14 protein-coding genes are annotated in these 18,509 nt (G+C 45.0%); 5 read left to right on the top strand and 9 right to left on the bottom strand.

The window, feature by feature from the left end; all coding sequences use genetic code 11:
• Positions 1-77: 77 nt before the first annotated feature.
• The 3 genes from EXU85_RS24620 to EXU85_RS24610 all read right to left on the bottom strand — a co-directional run bounded on the left by EXU85_RS24620 (position 78) and on the right by EXU85_RS24610 (position 1,390).
• Complete coding sequence (locus EXU85_RS24620; protein ID WP_142774632.1) at positions 78-446, bottom strand: hypothetical protein; 369 nt, start codon at positions 444-446, stop codon at positions 78-80.
• A gap of 44 nt (positions 447-490) precedes the next feature.
• A complete protein-coding gene (locus EXU85_RS24615) occupies positions 491-748 on the bottom strand; it encodes a hypothetical protein (RefSeq protein WP_142774631.1) in 258 nt (85 codons plus the stop codon).
• Positions 749-970: 222 nt separating this feature from the next.
• A complete protein-coding gene (locus EXU85_RS24610; RefSeq protein WP_142774630.1) occupies positions 971-1,390 on the bottom strand; it encodes a two-component system response regulator in 420 nt (139 codons plus the stop codon).
• A 901-nt stretch (positions 1,391-2,291) separates the two neighbouring features.
• Here EXU85_RS24610 and EXU85_RS24605 point away from each other — a divergent pair.
• Positions 2,292-2,669, top strand: coding sequence for a hypothetical protein (locus tag EXU85_RS24605; protein WP_142774629.1), 378 nt, complete (start codon positions 2,292-2,294; stop codon positions 2,667-2,669).
• A gap of 166 nt (positions 2,670-2,835) precedes the next feature.
• Here the strand turns inward: EXU85_RS24605 and EXU85_RS24600 are convergent, their stop codons facing one another.
• Both EXU85_RS24600 and EXU85_RS24595 read right to left on the bottom strand, forming a co-directional pair.
• A complete protein-coding gene (locus EXU85_RS24600) occupies positions 2,836-5,298 on the bottom strand; it encodes a TonB-dependent receptor (RefSeq protein ID WP_142774628.1) in 2,463 nt (820 codons plus the stop codon).
• 47 nt (positions 5,299-5,345) lie between these two features.
• Complete coding sequence (locus EXU85_RS24595) at positions 5,346-5,882, bottom strand: hypothetical protein (protein ID WP_142774627.1); 537 nt, start codon at positions 5,880-5,882, stop codon at positions 5,346-5,348.
• 409 nt (positions 5,883-6,291) lie between these two features.
• Between EXU85_RS24595 and EXU85_RS24590 the strand changes: the two genes are divergently transcribed.
• Positions 6,292-7,953 carry a 7TM diverse intracellular signaling domain-containing protein gene (locus EXU85_RS24590; RefSeq protein ID WP_142774626.1) on the top strand — a complete coding sequence of 554 codons (1,662 nt, stop codon included), beginning with the start codon at positions 6,292-6,294 and terminating at the stop codon, positions 7,951-7,953.
• Positions 7,954-8,019: 66 nt separating this feature from the next.
• On the opposite strand, the gene EXU85_RS24585 is transcribed toward EXU85_RS24590, so the two are convergent.
• Positions 8,020-8,955 (bottom strand): carboxylesterase, encoded by a 936-nt coding sequence (locus tag EXU85_RS24585; RefSeq protein WP_142774625.1) that lies wholly within the window; start codon positions 8,953-8,955, stop codon positions 8,020-8,022.
• 1 nt (position 8,956) lies between these two features.
• Positions 8,957-9,541, bottom strand: a complete 585-nt coding sequence (locus EXU85_RS24580) for a hypothetical protein (RefSeq protein ID WP_246859230.1) — start codon at positions 9,539-9,541, stop codon at positions 8,957-8,959.
• Between the two features lie 283 nt (positions 9,542-9,824).
• Between EXU85_RS24580 and EXU85_RS24575 the strand changes: the two genes are divergently transcribed.
• Entirely contained in the window at positions 9,825-10,835 is a 1,011-nt protein-coding gene (locus EXU85_RS24575) for an SDR family oxidoreductase (protein ID WP_142774624.1), read from the top strand.
• A gap of 156 nt (positions 10,836-10,991) precedes the next feature.
• Here EXU85_RS24575 and EXU85_RS24570 read toward each other — a convergent pair whose 3' ends face one another.
• A complete protein-coding gene (locus tag EXU85_RS24570) occupies positions 10,992-11,972 on the bottom strand; it encodes a peroxiredoxin (protein ID WP_168207865.1) in 981 nt (326 codons plus the stop codon).
• A gap of 1,569 nt (positions 11,973-13,541) precedes the next feature.
• On the opposite strand from EXU85_RS24570, the gene EXU85_RS24565 reads away from it, so the two are divergent.
• Positions 13,542-13,964, top strand: a complete 423-nt coding sequence (locus tag EXU85_RS24565) for a PleD family two-component system response regulator (RefSeq protein WP_142774622.1) — start codon at positions 13,542-13,544, stop codon at positions 13,962-13,964.
• Positions 13,965-14,139: 175 nt separating this feature from the next.
• Entirely contained in the window at positions 14,140-17,883 is a 3,744-nt protein-coding gene (locus EXU85_RS24560) for a PAS domain S-box protein (RefSeq protein WP_142774621.1), read from the top strand.
• Between the two features lie 323 nt (positions 17,884-18,206).
• Here EXU85_RS24560 and EXU85_RS35490 read toward each other — a convergent pair whose 3' ends face one another.
• On the bottom strand, positions 18,207-18,350 hold the full coding sequence (locus tag EXU85_RS35490) for a hypothetical protein (protein WP_168207864.1): 144 nt from the start codon (positions 18,348-18,350) through the stop codon (positions 18,207-18,209).
• Between the last annotated feature and the right edge of the window lie 159 nt (positions 18,351-18,509).

Genomic DNA, 18,509 nt, shown 5'->3' with positions numbered 1-18,509 from the left:
TGTGTAGGCTTAGACGGGCCATAAGGCGCTTAACCTGTGGGCTACCGTTTGTAGCCCAATAGCAAATCAACCGTAAATTACCTGGGAGGAAAACTAACGGAACCCGCATTGCCAACCGGTTCCAGAATACCAATGTGAATGTGCGCTGACGCTGAATCAGCTGTTAAGTCGATAGTTTTACCTTCTGATAAATAGGTAATTACCTGGCCTGGCTCTCCAAAGAAATAATCTTCTTTCGGTGTTCTTCCCTTCCCCTCATCCGATACTGAATCCTGCTTTATTGTGGGTTGAATAAACAGGTTAATCACCTTGAAGTCTTTGGTACGAGCCATTACATCGAGTCCGTCCAGTTCGTTATTCGCTAATTGGCGCTGAACATTCAGAATGGTTAGGTAATTGCCCTCATTGCCTATATTGTGGAGGAGCCAGTCGTAGATAGTTTCCATGGAATATTAAGCGAACAATCTGAATAGTAATCAGGTAAGCTGATTTATAAATAACCTTTTCTGGCTTCATCTAGATCCGTTTCGGTCAAAAGCCCCATTTGACCAAGCGTTGTTAACCCTTCAACGGTTTGGGCTCGCTCTGTATCAGTGGGCATGTTCGCCTGAAGTTCGCCATAGACGGCCTGATCGACGGCCTGTCGTAACTGGGTAACGTTATCAAGCGCAAATACCTGATTGGACTGAATCTCCTGAGCGGCTAGCTCATTTCGGGTCGGCGGAAGTATCATTTTACGTTTTGCCATTGCCGTAGCGAGTTATGTTTCTCTAGCTTATTAACCACAAAAGGGCAATTAGGTTAGAATGAGGGATTGATTTAGTGTTTTAGTGACTTATTGTAGACTTTCTTGTCTTGGTAATCTGTTGTTCTGATCTCAGTCGGGATGCTCTTCAGCAGGAAAAACGGTTGTTGGGTACAGCAGAAACAGCAAGCTGAGATTGACGAGCTGAAGCAGGTGGTTAGAGACTTACATATACCTGGCTACCAGATTGAGTTCCAGCCAATACTGGCATAGTACGGTTAGGTTTTGTTTGAGTGAGTGTATATCCAGACTTTTCAGTAGAAACGAATTAACCCCTGCCTGGTAACAACCATTAATCTCTTCGGTTGTAGCCTGGGCGCTCATCATCACTACTGGAATTAGTTGGAAGGCTGGATGTTGTTTTAAGGCAAGTAAGGTCTGGTGGCCATCTGGTTCAGGCATATGCCGATCCAATAGAATTAAGTCTGGCTGCTCGGACAAACGATGAAGCTCGTTTAATAAAGCCTTGCCACTAGTAAAGAAGCGAACCGTATAGGTTGGGTAAAATCGGGCAAACAGCGCTTGGAGTAAGAACAGATAATCAGTTTCATCATCAACAATGAAGATAAGTCGAGACGTTTCCATTAAACAAGTTGCATAACGTTGATTCGGTATAACTCGCTTGCTTTTACTGTTTAACCAAATTGTTGGCTGTATCTATTAAGTGGTACGAAATGATGATAGTATGGGGCAGATCACCAGATTTGTAGAGATTATCAATAGACTATATATCTCTGACTTTGCCATTAAGGTAGGACTACTTGTGATTTGCCGATCTGGCACTTTGCGAGCTCTTATGGGCTAGATGGAACGTTGGCACAAATAGTATCAACGTTTTTGTGTCCCAATTGAATTTTTTACGTCTTAAGGGAAGAACTATCAATCTAACCCATAGGTGTAGCTCAACTTTAACGTTATTAGCCCCGTCATAATTGGCGGGGCTTTTTTGTTAAAAAAAATACTGACTTAAAAAAAGTCAGTATTTCAGTACGTAATTACTTTAACCTAAACCCATAACTTATCACGAATATGATAACAATATGGAGGTATAAATTAATATATGGTAACTTATTTATTGGGCGGCACTGTGTCTTTATGAATCGCCAGACTAAATCATCTAGTCAATTTGCAGCAAATCTAGGGCAGCGAATTGTGATTACTGTGTTTTTAGGGCAGAGATTGTGTTACACTGATTATACAACTGCTTAGCTAATGCCTTCGGCTTTAAGTGGTTTTGATCAGATGTTGCCTTAAATGGATAACTTTTTGTTGTTTAATAATAGGAGTAAGTATACAGATATGTGTCATATTAGTGAGGAGTTAAATGTAGTTGATAATGTTTAAAAGGTTAATAATAGTTTATTATTGATTAAGAGGAGTAAATAACAGATTTATAGTTTTTTAGTGCACAAAAAAAATATAATAATAATTCGCTTGTTCATGCTAAAAAAATGTACGTTGGCAAGGTTTTAGCACTGTTTCATGTATGAAAACATTCACTATATCCTCCCCTAAAAACATACATTTATTGAAAGAATATATCAAGACGTTCATTGCAACGGAGGTAGTCTTTCCAGGGGTTCTGCCCCGACAGTGGGGCGTAGCGTTTAGTCCTTCTGAACTGAATGCGATGTATGCTGGATTAAAGTTTGTCATTCGAAAGGCTCATCCACTTCAGGATAAGGCCATGATTGCAGCCTTCGAGCAAATCCAAGAAGCGAAAGCGCTGGATTTACACTGGTTTCTCTACGACTATTGGCATGAAGTGGTAGCCATTTTAGGATTCTATCCCAATTTGGGGACCAACTACCTATTCATTATGAAGGAAAGAAATGAGTACATGCGGACGCATAGAAACCCCTGAATTCGATTGTGATCATTTCAGCATATGCTTATTCGTGTTGCCTTTATATAGGTACCGTGTTTCGTGAACGATTCTGAATCAATATGGAGCTCCTAAATTTAGCCCATTCGCCAACGTTGCATTGGTCTTCCCGACTGAGTAGGTATACCTGGATTCTTCTATTATTCTAAAAGTCAATTCGATATAGAAAAACAGGCAGGAAGCCCAACTGGTATTCTTTCTTGACAACTGTTCCATCGGGTTGTGGCGCATAGCTCAGCGATAGAATATTTTGAACCCCCAGCACATTGACGAAATCTACCGAAATCGTGTGCGTCAGCCCCTTGTTGTTCTGTGTTTTTCGATTTAATTTATAATCGACTTTGAGATCAAAACGCCGGTACGGTGCGAACTGAGCCGTATTCCGGCCTTCACTCTGGTAAACAATCTCCTGATTTAGCCGGGATGCCTGCTCATCAACGGGGCCATACCAGCGCCCTCCGGTGGTTGTAAACTTAAACCCAAGGGTAAGCGATGACCGACGAAAAGTAATTTCTCGGGCAACTAGCGCATTGAATGCGTAACGGCCATTAAAGTCGGTATTTCGCAATATCCCGTCTGAACCTTTGTATTGGGCATCGAAAAGTGAACCCGTCAGCAGAAAGTAATAGTGGTTACTAAAAAACCTCTCCACCGTTAGCTCAACGCCGTAATTTCGACCTGTACCCGTGTTGACGAGGGGGCCAGGCAAGATTCGGGAGAAGGCCGCTCCGGTATTTACCATTGAAAACGATGACCGCCCCTGCTCAACCGGGATGGCAAACAGTCGCTGGAAATATCCCTCAATCAGTAACCGAATGTTACGACCTATAAGCCGCTGATAACTGGCCACATAATGCCAGCTTTTGGTCAGGCCCATAGTCCGATTAGCCAATTGCCCGGATGCCGATTGACTATTGAGATCTGCGCCATAGAAATAGGAATAAACAGGCTGAATCTGACTGTGCAACCCAGCGGCCAGACTCAGTTTCTGACGATTGGGCAACGCCCAGCTTACGCCAATGCGCGGTTCAACGGGCGATAAACTGTAGCGATTAAGGGTGAACCAGAGTGCATTCAGGCCAACTGTCAGCGATAGATTCTCTGTCAGCTGGTTGCGATAACTGACGTAGGGTTGCACAAGCGCGAAGCCAGTATTCGTATTCCAGCGCGTGCGCCAGGGACCGAACGTAGTGGCGTTGATATCCGTAAACGTTCGTACACTGTCGAAGGCCCGAAAGTGGTACAAATCGGTGTTCATCCCCGCTTTAACCGTCGACCGGTTACTGAGTTTATGCGTTAGGAAAGTCGATAACGAATACTTGACTTCCGAGAATCGGTAATCCAGAATGGGTCTGAGTGAGTCGATTACATACCGGCTATTCTGAACGAGTGGATTGCCACGCTTATCTTTTTCCAGAAACAAATAGTTATGGTTAGCAATCTGGGCGTTGCCGGATACGGCCAGCGTAGCTTTCCAGAACGTGTTTCGATTGAGTGGCTTCGTATAGGTTAGCCCGGCCACGCCCATCCGTGAGGTATAATACTGATCGCGGTCGTTATTGCCGAAGATATTACGATCGTTTACTTCCTGCTGACTAATGAGGATATTGACCGTGCTGGTTCCACCCAATGCCCAAAGTGACAGGTTTCCGCCATCTTTCTGCGGAAAGTTAACTCGAAAAAAGCCATCCTGATAGGCCGGTACAGCCTGCGTGCCAATGTCGATACCCAGTTTATTAAATAACCACAGATTGGCATACCGATAGGTTGCCAGATAAGACGACTTCGATTTTTTTGATAGGGGGCCTTCCGCCATGGCTTCAGTACCCAGAAAGCCAAACTGAATCATTTTTTCGTGTCGCTCGTTGTTGCCGTTTCGTAGTTTCAGGTCAAACACGCCTGCTACTGTATTCCCAAATTCAGCGGGAAACGCACCCGTAAAAAAGTCGGAATTAGCCAGATACCGATTGTTGATAATACTGACGGGCCCGCCCGATGTACCGGCAATGGCAAAGTGGTTTGGGTTGGGGATGTTGATACCGTCAACGCGCCAAAGTACGCCCTGTGGCGAATTCCCCCGGATTACAATGTCGTTCCGAGCGTCATCAGCGCCCTGAACCCCGGCAAAGTTGGACGCCATACGAGCGGGTTCACCCCGGCTACCGGCATAGCGGTTTGTTTCATCCACCGAAAACTGACGGGCCGATACAACGGCCATTTCATTACGGGCTTCGCCAGTCCGTTGGGCGGCTACGGTAACAGTAGCTAACTGTCGGATGTCCTCGTCCAGCTCAATATCCAGGATCTTCTCCCGTCCAGCATCAATGAGGATATCATTCAGCAACATATCCTTGTAGCCAAGCAGGGAAACCTTCACCGTATGGCGTCCCAGGGGCACGCCTGTCAGGCGAAATGTCCCTGTTGTATCGCTCAAAATGCCCTTTCCAGTAGCTATTATCTGAACCGTAGCACCAGCCAATGGAAATTTGGACTCCTTATCGACAACATGCCCCCGTAACGTCTGGGTTAGTTGAGCATTGGCCGAAAAACAACTACTAAATGGGATGAGGAAGCGGAAAGTAAATTTTGCCAGGTAGCGGGTTTTCATGTGAATGTGGAGATCAAAAGTGTGAAATATAGTCAAAGGGGAAAAAGCTACTTACCCGACGCTTTACGAATAAAGAATACGATTGTTCCAGCAATAAGAGACAGCAGACCAGGTATAATGTGATCCTGTAGGTTAGGTATTTTAAAGGTTCCACTCGTAACGGCAACCACTGCTAGTCCGACAGCTAACAGCGTAGAAATGCCCTGCTGTTTTGTTGAATTGTACATCGGCTTTTGGGCAACCTTCGTATCCAGATCCGTTTCAATAGGGGCTAGCTGGTGTGCTGGAGCAATAAGCGTATCTTGCCGGAATCCCTTTCGTAGTTGAACATCGGGCTTAGTGGATGGTTGAGGCTGCACCTGCAGGCTACTGTTGGTGGCAACTGAGTCGTAGGGCTGTTCGCCAATTTTCGAAATTATAGCTAACGTATATAGAGATGCGTTTTTTATCTCAGCCTGAACTTCAGTAGCAGATGCATAGTCGTATGGCTTTGAGCGTGGAACCAACGCTTGTTGCCGCTGGCAGGCTGGTATACATATTAAACTGACCAGGAAAGTAAGGGAGAGGATAACTGGGCGTGCCATAGTAACTTGAAAAAAATTGACTTATTTCAGGAAGGAACAGGTCAAACGTAGCGTATACTAGCGGGCTATCAAGTTGCCGGTTTACCTTCGGCAGGTCTGAGTTTATCTTCGGCGGGAAACTACGAATGGCATTTTTAGGACTCTGGGCCATTTTCTTTAGAAAAATAACCTGAGGTGCACCAGGCTACATCCACGCCGGAAGTCCTTACAAACCAAGCCTGTCTAAAAACAGCTTGACATCAAGTTTATGATTCTGCCTGGCCGGAAGCGTAGCTAATAGAGGATTATCCGGAAAAAACTGGGAATCGAGTGGCGAAATCGGCGAAAGGCACCCGATTCCTGAAATTTAGACTTATATTACCCAAATAAAGAAACTGAATATATTTAAGGTGCTATTTTGTCCAAAATAATGCAGAACCGTATACTTGCCCTGTTTTGCGTTTACCTGCTTACCTCAGTCTGTTTACAGGCTCAACAAATTATCCGTTACGACCGCGCCACTGAGTTGCTTGAGATGGGCTCTTTTGCTCGCTATTTTGAGGATACAACGAATCAACTCTCCCACGTTCAGATTAGTAAGATGCCGGATGCCCAGTTTACCAACAGCCTGGATAAGGTCATCAACCTGGGATTTACTTCCTCCCGAATCTGGCTTAAGTGGGATATTGGCAATCAAACCAACGAACCCGTCTATGCCATCCTGGAAGCTCAGGATGTTGACTTTGTCGATGCCTACGTTGTCAGCGAGGATACCACTTACTTTTTGGAGACGGGGGTCTTGCGTCCATTTTCAAACCGGTATTTTGGCATTAATAGTATCACACTTTATCTGGGTCGGCACCCCAGGCAGTTGTATATCGCGCTCAAGGATATGAACGGGCTGGTGTTACCCATTAAACTGGGTACTATTCGGCCGGTGGTTCAAAAAGTATACCGCGAAACAATGATCAACGCCTTCGTGGTGGGTGTCATGGCGTTGATTGCCCTGTTTAGCTTTTTCATGTTTGTGTCACTGCATGACCGAACCTACCTCCTGTATACCCTGCATGTGATCTTCTCAGCACTCACACTGTTGACATTTGAGGGGTACCTGTTCGATCTTCTCTGGCGGGATATGCCCTACATGAACAATGGGATCAACTCCAGTCTCATTCGGCTCTTTACGTTGCTAACCAGTATTGCGTTCTCGGTTTCTTTCCTGAACATCAGCGCCGTTCACCCCCATATTAATCGAGCTTATCAGGGGGTTAGTATCCTGGCCATTGGGGTCGTTTTGGCTAAAATAATGGGTATTCAGTCGGCCGAGATGGCCTTCAACGTAATTGTTCTGGTTACCTTCCTGTCGTTTCTGGCCACGGGATTTTGGCTGTATCGCCGGGGCTTTCGGCCTGCCCGGTTCTACCTGCTGGGGTGGGGTATTTATATCGTTGAAGTTTTATTATTGGTGCTTACCCTATTCAATATTATCTCCTTCGATCACACAGTAACCTACTATGGGTATCAGATTGGGGCCGTTTGCCAGGTGACTCTGCTTACGTTTGCGTTGATTGACCGAATCAACTTACTGCGTAACAGTATCAGCCAGGCGCAGGAACTGGCACTTAAACGACTTGACGAAAACCAGCAGTTGGTTGAACGACATAATCTGGTACTGGAAAATCAATTGCAGCAGACACAACCCACCGCCAGCGACGAACTTCAGCAAGTGCTCAAAATGATCCGGGAAGAGCGCGAGCGGGTCAGGAAAATACCTATTCCAACCCTGGAAAGTGTTCTGCTGTTTACTTCCGACGACATCATCAGAATTGAGGCCATGGGCAGCTACACGACGGTTCACTTTATTAACCGAAAGGAGTTGGTGGCTTCGCGCTCAATGGCCGAATTTGAGCAGGTGCTGATTGACCATGACCATTTCTTTAAGGTGCATAAATCCCACTTGGTTAACCTGAACTACATCACTAAGTATCGACGGGGCGATGGAGGCACCCTAATGATGACAGATGGGAGCGAGGTGGATGTAGCCCGACGGGTAAAGCCCGAGTTTCTAAAAAAGATGGGGCTGGATAACTGAATATTTTATTTGTTATTGGCTATTTGTTTGATAGTCAGATAATAGTCGATAGCTAATAACCAATACCTAACGACCAATAACCAGATTGCTAATGTCTGTAAAGGTAGCCGTCTGGTTTTGCTGGTCTTTGGCCGTAACCGAATCCCGAAGTTTCAGGCGTGTGTATACATGTAGTTCAGAGTCGATCAACTCAACGGTTATCGGCTTTCCGTCGGCGGTTTGGCTGCCCTGATAGATCAGTACTGCGCTGACCGGATCGGCTGATGGGTCTTTTTTCGACTTGTAGACCTTCAGACTGCAGCCCGAAGGCAACGTTATTCCTTTCTCTAAATCCTGACGAACCACGGTCAGCAGACTTTGGAGTTGTTGCAGGGTTTCCTGGGGCCGAAAGTGGTAATAGACTTTATCCTCATCAGCCGACTGTTTCGTTTCAATATAACCCAGCATAGGCCCAAGCGCCCCAATTAGCGATAAGGATTTGTCGGAGGGAATTACGATGGGATCAACCAGCAGCAGATTCTGGGGTTTAATGTGGTTGGCAAAGTAGCCAGAAGCAACCAATTCCAGTAGTAAAGCGCCACTCGTAGAGGAGGTGAGTAAGTTGATATTTTGATAGCCAGCCTTTTCCAACTGACTATATTCATCCATAATGGCCGCCTGCCAGTCGTGCCAGGTTGACGTTTTGAAGTCGTCGTAACTTCGCCCATGTCCGCCCAGCAGCACCTGCGACAGGTAAAAATCAGTCCGGCCACTGGACCAGCTTCGAAATTCATCCCACTCAAATGTAGTGGCCGAATAGCCATGACAGGCAATAATAACGGGTTTCCTGGCCTGCTCAGGCGTCGGGTTTGGCATTGCTTTCGATACCAGGTAGTTCGCTGGCTTGTAGAGCGATGGATCGAACAAGGTTCCCCCATCCAGCATGTCTTTTGTGATGGTGGGTTCGGGTGAACAGGCCAGGGTAATCACAAGTAGGACCAAGAGACTAAGGATTGTTTTCATATTAGTTTTTGGGCGTTTTAAGAATGTTCCAGCTGATACTGGTCTGGACAAAAACAGGATACAACGTACCTGGCCCTGAAAGACCGTTGCCGGTAAGCAGGTTATAGCCGACAGACGCGTTGATTTTGAGTGGAAAGTTGGGGCAGTAACACAGGCCAACTTCAGGAGACGCCAGCAGCGAGGTTCTGGCTAATTCGTCGAATAGGGGGCTTCCATAATGGGCGGCAAAGTAGCCCACATTCGCCTTGACAACGGGTTGAATCAACCATGTAGGCCTGAAATAATAGGAAGCCGAGACCAGGTAGTTGTCCTGCTTAATGGCATTCGAGTGAAAGGCTGTTCCCAGTCGCGAACTAACGTAGCTGAGCCCGATATACAATCGGCTGGACGCCAGTTTGGGGTGAGTATACTGCACCGTAAGGCCATTTTCGGCATACAGATTAATTGATTTCTGAAGTCGGATTCCGATGTCCAGCACAGCTCTGCCAGGCCGCGCCTGGGTGTATTGAGTCGAGTGCTCCTGTCCAAATGTGGGCGAAAGAGCGATTCCGAAAAGCATAGGAATCAACAGGTAACCTGGTTTCATAAAGAGGGTGGGTGATTGGTGGTATACTGATTCAGTTTGAATACGGGTGAGGGCAACACTGCAATCGAATAGACGTTTAAAGATGGCATGAATTAGTAGAGAAGCGTAGTAACAGTTGCCTGCCGGGGCACTTGAGTTTACTGCCGGTGCTTTCAAAAAGCCCTACCTCATTAAATAGCAAGAAAAATCTAACCTTACGCTACTACGACTCGTTGAGGCATATAACCTACGGGCTAACTATAATATCAAGTAGTAATCACTTACTCAACTTACGAAAACAACCATGATCAATGAAAATCAACTCAGCCGACGCCAGCTCATTGGTGGCATTGGCAGTGGTCTGGCGGCTACCGTACTGGCACCGGCAGTGTTGGCCAATTCGGAGTCTCAGGTAGTAGGGTCATTGGCTCCGGCACCGCTTGTCGATCCGACCACGAAATATCCCAAACCTCCATTTAAGCCCCAGCCGCAGCCCTGGCCAGGGTTAGCCAGCAAAATGGACCCGCGTCCCGACCATGGCGAGACCAGTTATAAAGGATCTGGGCGCTTACTTGGCCGAAAAGCGTTGATTACCGGAGGAGATTCAGGCATGGGTCGAGCCGCTGCAATTGCCTATGCCCGCGAAGGAGCCGATGTGGCCATTAACTATCTGCCGGCCGAGGAATCCGACGCCAGGGAGGTAGTGGATTTAATCAAGAAAGAAGGCCGGAAAGCGATTGCTATTCCTGGCGATATCCGCACCGAAGCGTTCTGTAAGCAACTGGTGGAGGAAGCCGTAAAAGGATTGGGTGGATTAGATATTCTGGTGAGTAATGCGGCCCGGCAGCAAAGTCGGGAGTCTATACTGGATGTCTCTTCGGAAGATTTTGACGCGACGATGAAAACCAACATTTATGCACCCTTCTGGATTATTAAAGCCGCTTTACCGCACATGCCGCCCGGATCGTCCATTATCGGAACAACATCCGAGCAGGCTTATGACCCTTCGCCCAATTTATACGACTATGCGCAGACCAAAGCGGCTACGATGAATTTTGTCAAGTCGCTGGCTAAACAGCTTGGCCCCAAGGGTATTCGGGTAAATGGTGTAGCGCCGGGCCCTATATGGACACCATTACAACCCAGCGGTGGGGCCACGCAGGAAAAGCTAAAAACCTTCGGCGGAAATACCCCGCTGGGCCGCCCTGGCCAACCCGCCGAGCTGGCATCTATTTACGTTCAACTGGCGGCTAATGATGGCAGTTATGCTACAGGCCAGGTATACGGAGCGGCTGGTGGGGGAGGACAGCCCTAATCTAGTCCAGTTCATTCGTTGTTACTAGAAAAGCCGCGCTCAGCCTATGCTGACGCGGCTTTTCTAGTAATTGCCCAAATTAAGCCGCTAACTACGAAAGCCCCAATAGGTATATTCCCTGACCTTCTCTTTACCAGTTACCTCCATTCTCCCTGGTTACTGGCCCATGAGCGCAATTAATTTGTCCTCCAGGTTTTTACCCCTCAGATTTTTGGCGATAATTTTTCCGTCTTTATCAAGCAAAAAACTATTAGGTATGGCGGTAACCGTGTACAACGCGGCCGTTGAACCCGAATAGCCATCCAACTCAGATACATTCTCCCAGGTATAGCCATCTTTTTTGATAGCATTCACCCACCTGGATTTATCGGTGTCGATCGACACGCTTAAAATAGCAAACCCTTTGTCTTTGTACGTTTTGTAAAGTCTCACCAGCGTTGGGCTTTCCTGTCGGCAGGGGCCGCACCAGGAAGCCCAGAAATCGACCAGCGTATATTTACCTCGATAATTTTTCAAATCGACGGTATGGTTAGCCGTGTCCTTTGCCATGAATTCCGGGGCTATAGCGCCTAATGCAATACGTTTGGTAGCTGCCACTTTGCTAACAAGCTGTCGTGTTAATTCAAAACCAGGGTATTTTTTCTGAAAGATGGCCACCATCTGGTCCATCAGGTTGATGTCATTATCCGAATGCCAGCGCATGCTGTGATGAACCGCAGCGAGTGAGTTGATAAAGAAAGGCTGTTCAACCCAGGTGGCCAGCTCAGCTTTATAATTTTCAGACGCTTTCTCGTGCTCAACGTTCCAGTACTCAATCCGGGCCTTGTTACCACTTTTTACCGCTACTGCCGATGAATCATAGGTGCGCTTCAGGTATTTAGCAAACACATCCCGGCGATTACGCTCGTAGTCGATCAGGTATTGTGTGTCCTTAGAACCGGAGCATACGATTTCATCTTTTTTGAATTCCAACTTGAGCGCATCACCTGGCTTGGCTACCACCTGCACCAGTCCCGAATCCGCCACGCTGATTGTATAAATGAGCGGTTCTTTCAGCGGTATCGTAAATTGAAATGATCCTTTAGCGTCGGCAACTACTTCCTGGACTTTCCTGTCCTTGCGTGTTTCATAATTCATGAGGGTTAATTGCACCGGCTTCCCGGAAAATTTTGCCGGGAGTAACCCCTTCACCATAGCCGATTGGGAGAAGGCTACATGGACCCAGAAGCTAGATAAGAAAAGAAAAAAACGCATGGACTCGTTGTTGATGGATGATTGATGGTCAGTAAAACTGATAAGTAGACGTCATCCACTTCACAAAGGTTCAGCACAGGAAATTCGGCGATCAGGGTGGCCAGGATGCAACGATTTGTTTTCCAATCCACCCCACATCCACCCCACCATTAGTGTCGGTCGTAGTTTCTGTACTTACACCTTGTTTGGCAGAATAGCTTTCAGCTTCAATTTTGCCGGGAATCGCTTTTTGCGCCAGGCCGGGTAAGCTACTAGCTAGCAATAGGCTCAGAAGTAAATGGTTTATTATTACAAAGTACGGTTTAGGTTTTATTTTCGAATAACTGATTTTCGCGTAAATAGAGATTTTTATTTATAAATCAATCCAAAAGTGAATATTGATTTTACCTTCTTTCGTTTGTAGGGCTTATATGCGGAAGTAGGTATTATGATTTAGTCAGTTATAAAGTTCAAGCATGATCAACCACGAAGATTTGGAAATATGATTGTATAACAGTAAAAATAAAAAATGGCGCTGTCTGTTTTTGCTACTTACTATTATTTGTAATCCTACCTTTATTATCAATGGAAAAGTCAATGATTTGTACTGTTTATATTCTGAAATTTATTTTAATTATACAGTCTTTGATTACGTAAATTCGAATTGTTAGCTTTAGGTGAATGGCAACAGCTCTAATAAAAAGAGTTAAAAGTAATTATATAGAACTTAACAATGATAGATTAAAAAACATTTACTAAAAAGAAGGCTCAAATTGGCTTGGTCGGGTAATTGATACTGAATGGTACCTGAAACTTAAGTTGGCTATAATTCAGTGTACTATGCTTTATGTCTATTATAGAGGTCACTAATTTAGGGTAAAATTATATGTATAGTTATGTAAAAATAGATATTATTATAATTTACTGCCTGTTTATGTATTGTATGATATGAAACACATATGATATATCGTTTACGGCTATTTAGGTCATTTCGACCAGGAAATTGGCGATTTCACGCAAAACCTGAGTATGGCTGTTAGGTCCTTATATCTACATATACTAGGTTTACATAGAGTTAATAATCATCAGCCACAATAAACAAGGAAAATAATTTTAGCTGTTCATTGCTTTTTATTGGCAAGTAAATTATTGTTTGGCACTTCCTGACTTACTAATGACTTGATTTATACTAATACGTTAGTCGTAAAAGTTGATTACCTACTCTAATTTGTTATGGAAAAATCGCTTTTTTTGGGGAATATATTAAAATTTTATACATAGTACTTGAAAAAATACAGATGCTTTGTGGTGGTAAATAAAACAGTTGGCTAGCTAAAGAATAGGCATTTCTGTGTACTATTTTTTACTTAGCTAACCACCAAATTTTATGAACTAGTAGTGCATGTAGGTTGATTTAGTTAAAAAAATTTTTTGTGGAGAATTAAATTTAACGGAATAATTACTATCTACCGTATGAATAATTATCGAAACTCTCTGATTTATGTGGTTGATGATGGACAGCAGGAACACTATCTGCTTAAGCTTATTCTTGCTGATCAACCGGAAAATTGTAACGTGCGATTTTTTAGCGATGGCACTCAATTGCTCACTCAACTTACCCACCGCCTGGACAACCGACTTCCTGACTTGATTTTATTGAACTTACAACTGTCCATCCTGACAGGCTATGAAGTACTGCTTTTGCTCAAAAGAGATACAGCCTGGAAGTCAATCCCAATTATTGCCTACAATGCATCAGCCAAAACCGTAGATAGTATCCATTATACCGATCTGGATTGTACAGCTTTCCTTGACAAATATAATGGTCACCGAAAAAGTGCTAGACGTTTGTCAGCTAATTATTTAAATGTCAACCTTACATATAGTGACAATTAAATCTATTGGTTTCCTATGTATTCTATCCTGTTTATCAACGACCTGATCAGCCACGAAAAATGCTCCTTTTTAGTTTTTCAGGCCGCTTATCCAGCTACTCACTGTCGATTTTTTTTGTTGAAAAAATACTGATAATCAGGATATTAATTGCTGGGCGATACCCTTCTCGTTAGAAATGGATAAGCTACTACAAAGATGGTTTTACACATCTTTACAAGGGGTCGCCTTTGTGAAGCCTATCTGCAATAGCCTGGGAGAAGTAACCGATTTTCGGTATCAGATGGTTAATGATGCATTCGCCCACATGTTCCGGCGAACACAGGAAGAATTAATTGATAAGCCGGTTAAATGGGTCTTTCAACCCGGTCAGGAGAACAGTTTTTTTGACCCTGCCGTAACGGTTATCCAGACAGGAGAAGCCCAACAATTGCTTACATGCCATGCTATAGAAGGGGAAGATATGTGGCTCAAGGTTAGCCTAAGCCGGATAGACGACCAGCTTCTGGTGAACATTCAGGATGTAAGTGCGCAAAAAAGAACGGAGATTACCTTACAGCGACGGCTGGCGATGGAATCTATTATATCACGGGTGTCAAGTAAGCTACTGACTATTAAGGCTACTGACGTTGATGGATATATCGAAGAAGCGCTGGAACAGATCAGTACCCACATAAACGCCGAGCGGGCGTCTATTTTCATGTATTCGGATGGCTATACACGAGGGAGCTGTATTCATGAGTGGTGTGCGCCTGGTATTCTGTCCTTGAAAGATAAACTAAAAAATGCGCCTATTACCAATTTCGAATGGGCACATCAGGAGTTAGAGCAAGGGAAAACAATTCGCCTGGAAGTCAACAAGCTTCCCCCACATGCAATAGAGGAGGAAGCCCTGTTTAAAGCCATGTCGATTTATTCGGTCATCAATCTTCCGCTGATTCAGGACAGAAAAACGTTTGGGTTTATCGCTTTTTACACAATCGGGCATCCGCAGCAATGGGATCAGAATGACATTTTGTTGCTGGAGACATTCAGTACGTTGATTGCCAGTGTGCTTCAACGTATACAGCAGGAAGCCATGATCCAGCGTACCAGCCAGCGTCTGGAAAGTTTACATGCAATTGACCAGACACTATTAAGTTATCGTTTAGCGGATCAATCGCCTGTGGTCACCTCCATGAAATATATAAATTTCATGGTCCCTTGTGATCGAATAACGTTATTCCAAATCGATGAAAACACGGGACTGTCAACCGCCAAATACCGGATTGTTGAAGGAGAGCTGGATATGAACCCCCAGTTTATTATGCCGGCACAGTATTTCTATGAGCAGTTTCAGGGAACTCAGGTTCCCTATCAATCAAATTATTATCCTGATTTACGGGCCTATAATTTAGGGGTTGTGCCTGGGTTGCTTATCTATGAAGCGGGGGCGCACTCATTAGTTACCATACCGTTATACAGCCAGAAAGAATGTATTGGCGTTTTAACTCTGGTCTCGGTTAATCCTTATTTCTTTACGGATGACTATCGTCAAATTGCTGAGGAACTGGCTGGTCCATTCGCTATTGTTCTTCAGCAGCAAAAGTTGGATGAACAGCTTGCTCAATACACCGAGGAACTGGAACAACGGGTAGAGGAGCGTACCAGCGAAATCAGGCGTTTGTCGACCTTGCACCAGGCCATTTTGCGGCATGCTGGCCAGGCTATTATCTCGACAGATATCCATGGGGTAATCCAAACGGCCAACCAGGCTAGTGAAAGCTTACTAGGCTACCGGGTCGATGAACTAATTGGCCAGTGTATTCACCTTGAACTTCCCTCCCCCGAGGATTCGGTCCCGTGTATTGTTTATCAGTCTAGTGTGCAGTTTCCTCCACCTCCCAATAGGTTCATGGAGGCACTCGCTACGCAAGGTTATTTGTATACTGAATGTAGTGCCCTCACGAAAACAGGACGGAAGATCCCAATCCTATTAGCGGCCAGCGCATTAGAAAATGGTCAGGGTGTTGTTATTGGTTATGTTGGAATCTCGACGGACATCTCGGCGCTAAAAACAGCCGAAGTGAAACTCAGTCAAAAAAATCAGGAATTAAATACCTTTTTTGAAGGGGCTCTGGATATGCATTGCATCTCCGACAGTCAGGGGAATATATCGAAGGTCAATCGGGCTTTTCAGGTAACGCTGGGCTATTCGGCCGCCGAACTCACGGCTATCCCGTTTCTGAATCTGATTCATCCTGATGAGCAGAAAGACGTCTACAAGAATTTACTCGTAGATATTCTTCAGCGTCCGGTTCGCAACCAGGTCAGCCGGATGCGTAGAAAGGATGGTAACTACCGAATCATTGAGTGGAATGCCATCGGTATTAACAACGTCGTGTATGGATCGGCCAGGGATATTACCGATCGGCAAGAGGCTGAAAATCAGTTGCGAAATTTAAACCAGCGGCTTCAACTGGCTACTCAGGCGGCTGGTCAGGGAATTTGGGAGGAGGATGTAGAGAAGGGAAGCCTGATTTGGGATGAGCGCTTATGGGAATTACATGGACTGGAACCGCGCCAGGATAACTGGAACTTTCAGGAATTTTCAAAATTGATCCATCCCGAAGATCTACCCGCGTTTGCGGAACGCTTTAACCGAGATCTATCCGGAGGGAAGATCTCGGATGTTATTCGGGTTATACGACAGACTGATGAAACGATTCGCTACTTTGAAACCAATGGGCTATTAATCAGGGATGAACAAGGTAAATTAGTTAGGGGCGTGGGGGTTGTCTGGGATGTGACGGAACGAAAATTGGCCGAAGCGGCCCTTCGGGAAAGTGAACAGCGGTTTAGGGAGTTTGCCGAAAATGTAGATGAAGTTTTCTGGATTCATTCGGCTAACCCTTTCAAGTTAATTTATATCAACCCGGCCTGCCAGCGCGTGTGGAACATAACTTTTCAGCAATTACAACAGGATCCATTGGCGTTTATGGTTACTGTGTTACCAGAAGACAAACCTGCTGTATTGACCTTCATTGATCACTATAAGGCCGGTATAGAAAGTGAATTATACTATAGGATACAGCCAAAAGGCGAAGCCCTGCGCTGGTTACTAGCCCGCAGTTTTATCATTCGCGATGAAGCGGGGAAAGTACTCCGCCACATCGGTATTGTTAGTGAGGTGACCAGCCAGAAAGAAAAAGAGTTTGTTCTTCAGCAATCGCTAATTCGGGAGCAGGAGCTGAACGAACTCAAATCACAGTTTGTCTCCACAGCCTCCCACGAGTTTCGTACCCCGCTGACAACAATCCAGTCCAGTGTTGAATTGATAAAGCTATATCTGGCCATGCCGGCTGCTAAATCACGGGGCTCCATTCAAAAGCACCTGGCTGTAATTGAAAAAGAAATAGACAAATTTAGTCGACTGCTTACCGACATTTTGACAATTGGCAAAATCGAGTCGGGGAAAGTCAACTTTACTCCTCAATGGGTTAATGTTGTGTTGCTTTGCGAAGAGATCATTACCACTCATTTTAGTCAACCGGGGAGTTCACGTTCTGTTCGATTAGTATGGGAGGGAACGCCCCACGAGGTTTATCTGGATGATAAATTGATTAGTCATGCTATTGTCAATCTACTGTCAAATGCCTTTAAGTTTTCAACCGAAGACCCCTGTCTGAGCATCTCGTTTACGGATAAAAGCCTTGTTTTACAGATAATTGACAAAGGGATTGGTATACCAGAACGAGCGCTTTCTACGCTGTTTCAACCGTTCTTCCGGGCTAGTAATACAATTGGTATACCGGGTACAGGCCTGGGACTGGTTATTGCCCGTCAATTTGTGGAACTCCACGGTGGCAATCTCAACGTACAGAGTCAGGAAAAAGTAGGAACTATCTGTACAATCAACTTACCAAGTAAGCAAGGTTTTTAAAGCCGGGTATTTCGATCAGGTAACTCCCTACAAACAATATGGTCGTAATCAGTATGAACAGCAGGGGTTTGGCCTGGGATGATCGATTGTAAAAAAGATTTTAACGTTAAATCAGGGTCGGCGGGCAATGGAAAGTCTATCGGAAAGCGAGACCAGCGTGTCCATCGATCATTGATTAAAACTAGTTTGTCATCCTCAGTTAAAATAACCCGTTATAATCCTACCCATTTAGCACCAAGCGGGAGTATAGGCTCAATAAAGCTGGATGCTGCTCTTGCGTAGACCTTTCCTCAAAGGTTGATCAGGTCAGGATAAGCCGCTTGTCAACTGGCGGTGGACGTTTCGCGGATAAACTTCATAAAGCCATTCAGGATGGCAAGTGGCAGGTTTCCACACTGATCTAGCGAATTGAGGGTAGCTTCTGTGTTTTCGTTATCACCTGTTTTGTAATTAGGTATAGCTGTCATATAGCTAGTTGTCCTATTGTCAGTTGACTTTACTTGGCAATACATATAAAGCCCTCCATTTGGTCTGGATTAAATCAGATGTTAACTATATTGCTATTTGTTTAACATATGATTTGCATATATCTTTAGTGGCCTAACTCAGTTCTTGTCCTCCGACCT

The organism is Spirosoma sp. KCTC 42546, assembly GCF_006965485.1.
GTDB lineage: Bacteria > Bacteroidota > Bacteroidia > Cytophagales > Spirosomataceae > Spirosoma.
The sequence above is the reverse complement of the archived record's forward strand: the minus strand, read 5'-3'. Positions and strand labels throughout refer to the sequence as shown.